The organism is Shigella sp. FC1567, assembly GCF_001743015.1.
GTDB classification, from domain to species: domain Bacteria; phylum Pseudomonadota; class Gammaproteobacteria; order Enterobacterales; family Enterobacteriaceae; genus Escherichia; species Escherichia coli.
This window is the reverse complement of record NZ_MIIV01000049.1, coordinates 1-11,112: the sequence shown is the minus strand read 5'-3', so window position 1 is coordinate 11,112 and position 11,112 is coordinate 1. Positions and strand designations below refer to the sequence as shown.

Sequence of the window (11,112 nt, the reverse complement as noted above, 5' to 3'; positions counted from 1 at the left end):
AACCGTTCTGACAGCTTCGGCTTTGAACTCTTTAGAGTAACGTTGGTTTTTTCTGCTCATTATTAGCTCCTTCTGATGCCATTCTATTTCAGGAAGGAGTGTCCGTTAAACTCAGGCTACCTCATATCTCTGGAAGTAGAGCCAGATGAACGCGAATCCTATGAATTATTTATGGAAAAACATTTCGGTGGCTTAGTAGATAGTCGGAGAGCAAAAAACGGCGATAACGAATACATGGCATGGGATATGACTCTCGGTTGGATCGTCTGGCAACAACGAGCTGGCATTCATTTTTCAACAATATCACAGCAAGAGGTGAAATAATGGAACCATACAGCCTCACGCTAGATGAGGCCTGTCATTTTCTCAAGATATCCAGACCGACTGCCATTAACTGGATACGCACAGGGCGTCTGCAGGCAACACGCAAAGATCCCACTAAGAATAAATCTCCTTACCTCACAACACGACAAGCCTGCATTGCGGCGCTTCAGTCTCCGCTGCATACTGTCCAGGTGAGCGCGGGTGATGGCATAACAGAGGAAAGAAAATGTCACTCTTCCGCAGAGGTGAAATATGGTACGCCAGTTTCACATTGCCGAACGGTAAAAGATTTAAACAGTCTCTTGGAACAAAGGACAAAAGGCAGGCGACAGAACTCCATGACAAGCTAAAGGCTGAAGCATGGCGGGTCAGCAAACTTGGTGAAATTCCTGATATAACGTTCGAGGAAGCGTGTGTCAGGTGGCTTGAAGAGAAAGCACATAAAAAATCACTGGACGATGACAAAAGCCGGATCGGATTCTGGCTTCAACATTTCGCAGGAATGCAACTAAGAGACATTACTGAATCAAAAATTTATTCAGCAATGCAGAAAATGACGAACCGGCGTCATGAGGAAAACTGGAAACTCAGGGCAGAAGCATGCAGAAAAAAAGGGAAACCTGTTCCAGAATACACGCCAAAACCAGCGTCCGTTGCAACGAAGGCTACGCATCTTTCATTTATAAAGGCCCTGCTAAGAGCCGCAGAGCGTGAATGGAAAATGCTGGATAAGGCACCAATTATTAAAGTGCCTCAACCAAAGAATAAACGGATCCGCTGGCTGGAGCCTCATGAAGCACAAAGGCTGATTGATGAATGTCCGGAGCCATTAAAGTCTGTTGTTGAATTTGCACTTGCAACAGGCTTAAGACGCTCGAACATCATCAACCTTGAATGGCAACAAATAGACATGCAGCGCCGGGTGGCATGGATAAACCCGGAAGAGAGTAAATCAAACCGCGCAATTGGCGTTGCGCTGAATGATACTGCATGTCGCGTATTGAAAAAACAAATCGGGAATCATCACCGTTGGGTATTTGTGTATAAGGAAAGCTGTACCAAACCAGACGGAACGAAAGCGCCAACAGTCAGGAAGATGCGGTATGACGCAAACACAGCCTGGAAAGCGGCGCTGAGACGAGCAGGTATTGATGATTTCAGATTTCACGACTTGAGACACACCTGGGCAAGTTGGCTGGTTCAAGCCGGAGTCCCGTTATCAGTGTTACAGGAAATGGGAGGCTGGGAGTCTATCGAAATGGTTCGTCGATATGCTCACCTCGCACCTAATCACCTTACCGAACACGCACGGCAAATAGACTCGATTCTGAACCCATCGGTCCCAAATTTGTCCCAGTCAAGAAATAAGGAACGTACTAATGATGTGTAACTTATTGATTTAAATGGTGCCGATAATAGGAGTCGAACCTACGACCTTCGCATTACGAATGCGCTGCTCTACCAACTGAGCTATATCGGCCCTGAAAGGACATGTTCACGAACGTGAATCACGGTGGACAAGGTTAAAACTAACCGGGCGATGCGTCAATGGCCTTGTGAATCAAATGGCTACTTTTGCATCACCCGGTTTTATTTACGCACGAATGGTGTAATCACCAATGCCGATCCACTTGTAAGTGGTCAGTGCTTCCAGCCCCATTGGGCCACGCGCGTGGAGTTTTTGTGTGCTTACCGCCACTTCCGCACCCAGACCAAACTGGCCGCCGTCGGTAAAACGCGTAGAGGCGTTAACGTAAACAGCGGACGAATCCACTTCGTTAACAAAACGCTGGGCGTTGCGCATATCGCAGGTCAGGATCGCATCGGAGTGTTGTGTGCCGTGTTCACGAATATGGGCGATGGCATCGTCAAGATCGCTGACGATTTTGACGTTCAAATCTAATGACAGAAACTCATCGTCATACTCTTCGGCTTTAACAGCAACCACCTTCGCAGGGCCTGCCTGCAACTGCGCCAGTGCAGCTGCATCTGCGTGTAATGTCACGCCGCTTTCCGCCATTTGTTTGCTTAATGCGGGCAGGAAGCTATCGGCGATGTTTTTATTCACCAGCAACGTTTCAACCGTATTACATGTGCTCGGACGCTGAGTTTTCGCGTTGACGATCACTTTTAATGCTTCAGCGATCTCTACACTTTCATCAACGTAAATATGGCATACGCCTATACCACCTGTGATCACCGGGATTGTCGACTGTTCACGGCACAGTTTATGCAAACCAGCGCCACCACGCGGGATCAGCATGTCGATGTATTTATCCATACGCAGCATTTCACTGACCAGCGCACGGTCAGGATTATCAATCGCCTGCACGGCACCCGCCGGTAAGCCGCAGGATTTCAGGGCGTCCTGAATCACCGCCACCGTTGCAGCGTTAGTGCGACACGTTTCTTTGCCACCGCGCAGGATCACCGCATTACCGGTTTTCAGGCACAGCGAAGCGACATCAACCGTCACGTTCGGGCGCGCTTCATAAATCACGCCAATAACTCCCAGCGGTACGCGACGACGCTCAAGACGCAGGCCGCTGTCCAGTACGCCGCCATCGATTACCTGCCCCACCGGATCGGCGAGGTTGCACACCTGACGTACATCGTCGGCAATGCCTTTCAGCCGTGCGGGCGTCAGTGCCAGACGGTCAAGCATCGCTTCGCTAAGGCCATTGGCTCGCGCGTCAGCAACATCCTGGGCGTTAGCGTTGAGAATGATTTCGCTTTGTGCTTCCAGTTCATCGGCGATTTTTTCCAGCACGCGATTTTTTTCGCGGCTGGAGAGTTGCGCTAATTTATACGAGGCTTGCTTCGCGGCAATGCCCATTTGTTCCAGCATCGGCCAGCTCCTTAACGGGTAATCATGTCATCACGGTGAACGGCAACCGGGCCGTATTCATATCCCAGTATTGCATCAATTTCTTGCGAGTGGTGTCCGGCAATACGGCGTAATGCATCGCTGTTGTAACGACTGACACCGTGGGCGATATCGCGACCTTCGAGGTTGCAAATGCGGATGACTTCACCACGCGAGAAATTGCCAGTCACGCTTTTAATGCCTTTCGGCAACAGGGAGCTGCCGCGTTCCAGAATGGCGGCAGTTGCCCCTTCATCTACCGTGATTTCACCCGCCGGCGCGCACCGAAAATCCAGCGTTTACGGTTTTCAAGCGGAGTCGCCTGGGCATGGAACAGCGTACCGACGGAAATGCCTTCCATCACATCACCAATAACGCCCGGCTTGCTGCCCGCGGCAATAATGGTGTCGATACCCGCACGGCAAGCCACGTCAGCGGCCTGCAATTTGGTACTCATGCCGCCAGTTCCGAGGCCTGAAACGCTGTCACCGGCAATCGCGCGCAGTGCGTCATCAATGCCGTAAACATCTTTAATCAGTTCTGCCTGCGGATTGCTGCGCGGGTCAGCGGTATACAAACCTTTTTGATCGGTCAGCAGCAACAGTTTATCGGCACCCGCCAGAATCGCCGCCAGCGCAGAAAGGTTATCGTTATCGCCGACTTTAATCTCTGCCGTAGCGACAGCATCGTTCTCATTGATTACCGGAACGATATTGTTATCGAGCAACGCACGCAGGGTGTCGCGGGCGTTCAGGAAGCGTTCACGGTCTTCCATATCAGCACGGGTCAGCAGCATTTGCCCGACGTGAATGCCATAAATCGAAAACAGCTGTTCCCACAGTTGAATCAGTCGACTCTGCCCTACCGCTGCCAGCAGTTGTTTCGAGGCGATAGTCGCTGGCAGTTCCGGGTAACCCAAGTGCTCACGTCCGGCGGCGATCGCGCCCGACGTCACAATAACAATCCGATGCCCGGCGGCATGTAACTGCGCGCACTGGCGAACAAGTTCAACGATATGGGCACGGTTCAGACGGCGCGATCCGCCTGTTAGCACACTGGTGCCGAGTTTTACCACCAGCGTCTGGCTGTCACTCATGATTCTCTGCCATTCAATTTTAGGAAAAATGATATCAAACGAACGTTTTAGCAGGACTGTCGTCGGTTGCCAACCATCTGCGAGCAAAGCATGGCGTTTTGTTGCGCGGGATCAGCAAGCCTAGCGGCAGTTGTTTACGCTTTTATTACAGATTTAATAAATTACCACATTTTAAGAATATTATTAATCTGTAATATATCTTTAACAATCTCAGGTTAAAAACTTTCCTGTTTTCAACGGGGCTCTCCCGCTGAATATTCGCGCGTTAATTAAAATCAGGAATGAAAATGAAAAAGAGCACTCTGGCATTAGTGGTGATGGGCATTGTGGCATCTGCATCCGTACAGGCCGCAGAAATATATAACAAAGACGGTAATAAACTGGATGTCTATGGCAAAGTTAAAGCCATGCATTATATGAGTGATAACGACAGTAAAGATGGCGACCAGAGTTATATCCGTTTTGGTTTTAAAGGCGAAACACAAATTAACGATCAACTGACTGGTTATGGTCGTTGGGAAGCAGAGTTTGCCGGTAATAAAGCAGAGAGTGATACTGCACAGCAAAAAACGCGTCTCGCTTTTGCCGGGTTGAAATATAAAGATTTGGGTTCTTTCGATTATGGTCGTAACCTGGGCGCGTTGTATGACGTGGAAGCCTGGACCGATATGTTTCCGGAATTTGGTGGCGACTCCTCGGCGCAGACCGACAACTTTATGACCAAACGCGCCAGCGGTCTGGCGACGTATCGGAACACCGACTTCTTCGGCGTTATCGATGGCCTGAACTTAACCCTGCAATATCAAGGGAAAAACGAAAACCGCGACGTTAAAAAGCAAAACGGCGATGGCTTCGGCACGTCATTGACATATGACTTTGGCGGCAGCGATTTCGCCATTAGTGGGGCCTATACCAACTCAGATCGCACCAACGAGCAGAACCTGCAAAGCCGTGGCACAGGCAAGCGTGCAGAAGCATGGGCAACAGGTCTGAAATACGATGCCAATAATATTTATCTGGCAACTTTCTATTCTGAAACTCGCAAAATGACGCCAATAACTGGCGGCTTTGCCAATAAGACACAGAACTTTGAAGCGGTCGCTCAATACCAGTTTGACTTTGGTCTGCGTCCATCGCTGGGTTATGTCTTATCGAAAGGGAAAGATATTGAGGGCATCGGTGGTGAAGATCTGGTTAATTATATCGACGTCGGTGCTACGTATTATTTCAACAAAAATATGTCAGCATTTGTTGATTATAAAATCAACCAACTGGATAGCGATAACAAATTGAATATTAATAATGATGATATTGTCGCGATTGGGATGACGTATCAGTTTTAATAGATATTGCCGGATGTGATGCATCCGGCACATTTCACTCACGCCGTTAACTTCACCGGCTCGTCACGAAAATCATCCGCCGGTTCCAGCTTCAGATTCAGCGTCGTCAGCAGTTCACGCAGCTTCTCGTGAAACTCACGCAGGGTGTGCTCCAGTCGTTCAACCACTTCAGTATCTTTTACCGGAACACTCTTCCAGTCGCCTGCTTTATCGAACAGACCAAACTGGTAGCTGTAGGTAAAACGGGATTCCTGCGCTTCCAGCTCCATCCACCAGCCCCAGAATTCACGCACTTCCGGTGCCGGTTTCACGTTGACGCATACAGCCAGACAATCGAAAAAGAATCGATTATCTTCGCACTTACCTTCACGAATATACGGGCCTAGTGCGGTAAATTTTTTGATCAATCTGCTCTTCGGGTGTCCACTCGGTAACGTCATTGCTATCTCCTGTTGTGATGCAACTGTTTTACCAAATTGGCAAAATTTAGCAAATTTTTAACACAAGCGTTTTTCGATCCAGCCGGTGATTTCCTGAAGACCTTTGTCAAAATTCCGATACACCGGGTTAAATGGGATCTCTAATAATTTACCGTCAGCAGATGATGAGGTGATTAAGCGTGAGTCCTCTTCCGGGCTGAACGGATCGTTCTTCCAGTAGCCTGATAACATTGGCGTTGGGCAGCGACGTCCCAGCAATCCTTGCACTTTTAATGAATAGCGATTCAGCTCCACGCGTAACGCTTCGTCGGAAGCATCATGCATCCCCAAACGACTCGCCAGAACGTCAAGATACATTTCCGGCACCTGTTGCTGGCACTTAAAATCACTCAACAGGGTATGAACTACCGGACCAAGACAGGCAACCGCTTTCAGACGCGGCGATTCAAGATATGCCAGACGCACGGCAACGTTAGCGCCGAAACGGAAACCAAAGGCCGCGACGCGAGTGTGATCCACCCACGGTACGTTAGGCAGCGCCTTTAAGACGTGCTGATGCAACAGGCTGGAGTCCTGGGTGAGCTTCCATTTTGAAGAAAAGCCCACCGACGGCATATCAATAGTCAGCATCACAATGCCGCGCGGCGCAAAATAACGTTCATACAGGCTGTAATAGTCCGTCTGCATCGCATCCAGACCACCACACATTAATACTGTCGGGAACGGGCCATCGCCTTTCGGCATATGCAAAAAGCCGGTGATGGGCGCACCGCCGGGTACGGTAAACTCCATCTGCCGCATCGTGCCCGGCAGACGCTGGGCGGCCTCTTCATAGGCGCGGTTTGATAAAGCCTGCGCTTGCTCGGCCAGGTCATCTCCTTTCAGATGAGGATAGGCGGCAATGTTGTACAACGTAGCCGCATGCAGCCAGTGTCGACCACTGAGTTGCGGATCTTCTTCCGCACAGGCTTTTTGTTGCCACACCATCGCCTGGGTGGCCCACTCATAAATCCAGTTGCCACCACGGTAGCCAATCACAGTATCGTATAAATCATCGTCGGTACGTTCAGCATCGCTCATCACAATACGTGCCTGGACGTCGAGGATTTCACGTGGGTCAATACCGCGCCAGATCCACATCAGACGGTTAATCATGCGATACCAGTGAGGGATGGTTTTACCATCAAGAGCCGACTGCACAGGCGGTTGTGCGCCGTGATTAAAGCGGCGGACTAGCGTCGAGGTTTCAGGATGTTTAAAGCGGGGTTTGAACAGGGTTTCGCTCAGGTTTGCCTGTGTCATGGATGCAGCCTCCAGAATACTTACTGGAAACTATTGTAACCTGCCTGAAGTTAAAAAGAACAACGCCCGGCAGTGCCAGGCGTTGAAAAGATTAGCGACCGGAGATTGGCGGGACGAATACGACGCCCATATCCCACGGCTGTTCGATCCAGGTATCTTGCGGAATATCAACAACATAGTCATCAACCAGCGGACGACCAGCCGGTTTTGCGAAGATGGTGACAAAGTGCGCTTTTGGATACATTTCACGAATCGCAACAGCAGTACCACCGGTATCCACCAGGTCATCAATAACTATGAAGCCTTCGCCATCGCCTTCTGCGCGTTTCAGCACTTTAAGCTCTCGCTGGTTGTCGTGATCGTAGCTGGAAATACAAACGGTATCGACATGACGAATACCCAGTTCACGCGCCAGTAACGCACCCGGTACCAGACCGCCACGGCTTACGGCAATAATGCCTTTCCATTGTTCAGAAGGCATCAGTCGGCTTGCGAGTTTACGTGCATGGATCTGCAACATGTCCCAGGTGACGATGTATTTTTCGCTCATGTGAAGTGTCCCAGCCTGTTTATCTACGGCTTAAAAAGTGTTCGAGGGGAAAATAGGTTGCGCGAGATTATAGAGATCTGGCGCACTAAAAACCAGTATTTCACATGAGTCCGCGTCTTTTTACGCACTGCCTCTCCCTGACGCGGGATAAAGTGGTATTCTCAAACATATCTCGCAAGCCTGTCTTGTGTTGACAACATTTTCTGCTAACCCTGTGACCTGCAATACTGTTTTGCGGGTGATCGACAAGGAGACTTAACGTGTCTGAACTGTCTCAATTATCTCCACAGCCGCTGTGGGATATTTTTGCCAAAATCTGTTCTATTCCGCACCCGTCCTATCATGAAGAGCAACTCGCTGAATACATTGTTGGTTGGGCAAAAGAGAAAGGTTTCCATGTCGAACGCGATCAGGTAGGTAATATCCTGATTCGTAAACCTGCTACCGCAGGTATGGAAAATCGTAAACCGGTCGTCTTACAGGCCCACCTCGATATGGTGCCGCAGAAAAATAACGACACCGTGCATGACTTCACGAAAGATCCTATCCAGCCTTATATTGATGGCGAATGGGTTAAAGCGCGCGGCACCACGCTGGGTGCGGATAACGGCATTGGTATGGCCTCTGCACTGGCGGTTCTGGCTGACGAAAACGTGGTTCACGGTCCGCTGGAAGTGCTGCTGACCATGACCGAAGAAGCCGGTATGGACGGTGCTTTTGGCTTACAGAGCAACTGGTTGCAGGCTGATATTCTGATTAACACCGACTCCGAAGAAGAAGGTGAAATCTACATGGGTTGTGCGGGGGGTATCGACTTCACCTCCAACCTGCATTTAGATCGTGAAGCGGTTCCAGCTGGTTTTGAAACCTTCAAGTTAACCTTAAAAGGTCTGAAAGGCGGTCACTCCGGCGGTGAAATCCACGTTGGCCTGGGTAATGCCAACAAACTGCTGGTGCGCTTCCTGGCGGGTCATGCAGAAGAACTGGACCTGCGCCTTATCGATTTCAACGGCGGCACACTGCGTAACGCCATCCCGCGTGAAGCCTTTGCGACCATTGCTGTCGCAGCTGATAAAGTCGACGCACTGAAATCTCTGGTGAATACCTATCAGGAGATCCTGAAAAACGAGCTGGCAGAGAAAGAGAAAAATCTGGCCTTGTTGCTGGACTCTGTAGCGAACGATAAAGCTGCCCTGATTGCGAAATCTCGCGATACCTTTATTCGTCTGCTGAACGCCACCCCGAACGGTGTGATCCGCAACTCCGATGTAGCCAAAGGTGTGGTTGAAACCTCCCTGAACGTCGGTGTGGTGACCATGACTGACAATAACGTAGAAATTCACTGCCTGATCCGTTCACTGATCGACAGCGGTAAAGACTACGTGGTGAGCATGCTGGATTCGCTGGGTAAACTGGCTGGCGCGAAAACCGAAGCGAAAGGCGCATATCCTGGCTGGCAGCCGGACGCTAATTCTCCGGTGATGCATCTGGTACGTGAAACCTATCAGCGCCTGTTCAACAAGACGCCGAACATCCAGATTATCCACGCGGGCCTGGAATGTGGTCTGTTCAAAAAACCGTATCCGGAAATGGACATGGTTTCTATCGGGCCAACTATCACCGGTCCACACTCTCCGGATGAGCAAGTTCACATCGAAAGCGTAGGTCATTACTGGACACTGCTGACTGAACTGCTGAAAGAAATTCCGGCGAAGTAATTATTTGATTTGCTGCCGGATGGCGTTTAATCGCCTTCCGGCAGTTTCATCCTTCATTATCCTTCGATAAAAGCCATCCCTGTAAATGTCCGTCTCGGGTTGCCACGTTCAATCTGGTGATGGAACATTCGCCGCTGCGATTTCAGCACCGCGCTATTTTCCTGTTGCTGCTGCTCCAGCTTCCAGGCAATCAGCAATCGTGCCAGCCGCTTGTTAGCATGCTGACTACGCTCTGACTGAACCTTCACGCTAATACCGGATGCCAAATGCGTGGCGCGTACCGCCGAGTCGGTTTTATTGACATGTTGACCGCCCGGCCCCGACGAACGCAGCGTCTCATACCGGATCGCATCGGATTGCTCCTGCTCATCAGCGGTAAAACGCCCAATGCCCAGAAACCAGTTTTTGCGCCCATGATGAGGCCGATACGGACTCGGACAAATCCACTGAATAGTGCCACACCAGCTTTCGCTTAATGCCCATGCGTTATCGCCATCCAGAGAAACCAGAGCTGAACGCAGCGTGTCAGAGTAGCGGCCCGTTTCTGTTTCCAACACCGTTACCGCGACGTCTTGTCGGGCAGCTTCTTTAATTAGCCTGTCCAGCGCCTTTTTCACTGCGAGACAACATTCTTCCGGCCCCTGCGCTGAGGAGAGTTGTAGCAAGATCATCCTTTTTTCCCTCCACTGTTTTTGAGCGTTAGCACCGGACGCAGCCGCGCGACAGGAATAATTAAACCGGCCTGCACCAGACATTGCACCACGCTTTCAGCCGATTTATAGGCTTGTGGCGCTTCTTCAAAGATGAGTTGTTTATCGCGACAAATTATCCGACTGCCAAGTTCAGTCCGCGAGAGTTGCGTCACCGTGTATTTCGCTGCCAGACGCCATTTACACTCGGTGCGCCCCCATTTACGCCCTGCCCCATGCGCCAGCGAGTGGAGCGTTTTTTCGTTCGCAACAGGCTGTACAATCCAGGAGTAATCACCACGTGAACCGGGAATAATCACCAGACCGTTGTCATCCGGCGTGGCACCTTTACGATGCAACCAGCCCTGTTGATCGCCGATTTGACACGCGCTAACAAAGTTATGCGCCACATCCAGAACCGGACTTCCCGTGGCCTTAACTTGTTGCATTATGCGCAAAGCGATCATCTGGCGATTAATACACGCAAACGCCAGCGCATCGTCATGTTCCGCAATATACCGTAGCGCGTCGTCACTGCCTTGAGGCAAACCATGATGCGAGAACGAGGCAATATGCCGCTGTAAAATAGACTGCCCCGTTACTTTATTCGTACCCCTTATAATGGGGTGTTAGCCAGCCAGACCCGGCATGATTACTGCCCCCAGTCGTCCATGATCCGGGGGGTGATGTCACCGGGTCTGGTGGGGCGCTGGTAACCGCTAATAGGGGTCAGGTCAGGCACTTTTGCCGGGACCGTCTGTAACGTGGATGCCGGTACCTGCTC

At 50.5% G+C, this 11,112-nt stretch carries 9 protein-coding genes, 1 tRNA gene and 3 pseudogenes; 5 read left to right on the top strand and 8 right to left on the bottom strand.

Annotated features, from left to right (window positions below; translation table 11 throughout):
* Nucleotides 1–120 precede the first annotated feature (120 nt).
* From BHE85_RS27030 to BHE85_RS27190, 3 genes and pseudogenes are all read left to right on the top strand, one after another.
* Nucleotides 121–324: pseudogene (locus BHE85_RS27030) on the top strand (hypothetical protein); the annotation flags it as partial.
* Nucleotides 240–674 carry a helix-turn-helix domain-containing protein gene (locus tag BHE85_RS27025; RefSeq protein ID WP_000540190.1) on the top strand — a complete coding sequence of 145 codons (435 nt, stop codon included), beginning with the start codon at nt 240–242 and terminating at the stop codon, nt 672–674. The pseudogene BHE85_RS27030 and the gene BHE85_RS27025, both read left to right, overlap by 85 nt.
* On the top strand, nt 596–1,714 hold the full coding sequence (locus BHE85_RS27190) for a tyrosine-type recombinase/integrase (RefSeq protein ID WP_226342189.1): 1,119 nt from the start codon (nt 596–598) through the stop codon (nt 1,712–1,714). The genes BHE85_RS27025 and BHE85_RS27190 overlap by 79 nt, the downstream gene beginning before the upstream one ends.
* Before the next feature lie 14 nt (nt 1,715–1,728).
* Here BHE85_RS27190 and BHE85_RS04200 read toward each other — a convergent pair.
* From BHE85_RS04200 to proB, 3 genes and pseudogenes are all read right to left on the bottom strand, one after another.
* Nucleotides 1,729–1,804, bottom strand: a tRNA-Thr gene (locus tag BHE85_RS04200).
* A gap of 114 nt (nt 1,805–1,918) precedes the next feature.
* The gene (proA, locus tag BHE85_RS04195) at nt 1,919–3,172 is read right to left on the bottom strand and encodes a glutamate-5-semialdehyde dehydrogenase (protein ID WP_000893275.1); all 1,254 of its coding nucleotides are present in this window, start codon (nt 3,170–3,172) and stop codon (nt 1,919–1,921) included.
* Nucleotides 3,173–3,183: 11 nt separating this feature from the next.
* Nucleotides 3,184–4,286 (bottom strand): annotated as a pseudogene (gene proB / locus BHE85_RS04190) (glutamate 5-kinase).
* Between the two features lie 287 nt (nt 4,287–4,573).
* Here proB and phoE point away from each other — a divergent pair.
* Nucleotides 4,574–5,629 carry a phosphoporin PhoE gene (phoE, locus tag BHE85_RS04185; RefSeq protein ID WP_000749882.1) on the top strand — a complete coding sequence of 352 codons (1,056 nt, stop codon included), beginning with the start codon at nt 4,574–4,576 and terminating at the stop codon, nt 5,627–5,629.
* 38 nt (nt 5,630–5,667) lie between these two features.
* On the opposite strand, the gene crl is transcribed toward phoE, so the two are convergent.
* From crl to gpt, 3 genes are all read right to left on the bottom strand, one after another.
* Nucleotides 5,668–6,069 carry a sigma factor-binding protein Crl gene (crl, locus tag BHE85_RS04180; RefSeq protein ID WP_000174677.1) on the bottom strand — a complete coding sequence of 134 codons (402 nt, stop codon included), beginning with the start codon at nt 6,067–6,069 and terminating at the stop codon, nt 5,668–5,670.
* 57 nt (nt 6,070–6,126) lie between these two features.
* Nucleotides 6,127–7,371 (bottom strand): esterase FrsA, encoded by a 1,245-nt coding sequence (gene frsA, locus BHE85_RS04175; protein WP_000189552.1) that lies wholly within the window; start codon nt 7,369–7,371, stop codon nt 6,127–6,129.
* A 91-nt stretch (nt 7,372–7,462) separates the two neighbouring features.
* A complete protein-coding gene (gpt, locus tag BHE85_RS04170) occupies nt 7,463–7,921 on the bottom strand; it encodes a xanthine phosphoribosyltransferase (RefSeq protein WP_001291990.1) in 459 nt (152 codons plus the stop codon).
* Between the two features lie 260 nt (nt 7,922–8,181).
* Between gpt and pepD the strand changes: the two genes are divergently transcribed.
* Entirely contained in the window at nt 8,182–9,639 is a 1,458-nt protein-coding gene (pepD, locus tag BHE85_RS04165; protein ID WP_001293009.1) for a cytosol nonspecific dipeptidase, read from the top strand.
* Nucleotides 9,640–9,695: 56 nt separating this feature from the next.
* Here the strand turns inward: pepD and prfH are convergent, their stop codons facing one another.
* The gene (gene prfH, locus BHE85_RS04160; RefSeq protein ID WP_000602112.1) at nt 9,696–10,310 is read right to left on the bottom strand and encodes a peptide chain release factor H; all 615 of its coding nucleotides are present in this window, start codon (nt 10,308–10,310) and stop codon (nt 9,696–9,698) included.
* Nucleotides 10,307–10,927: pseudogene (locus tag BHE85_RS04155) on the bottom strand (RNA ligase RtcB family protein); the annotation flags it as partial. The gene prfH and the pseudogene BHE85_RS04155, both read right to left, overlap by 4 nt.
* Nucleotides 10,928–11,112: the final 185 nt, after the last annotated feature.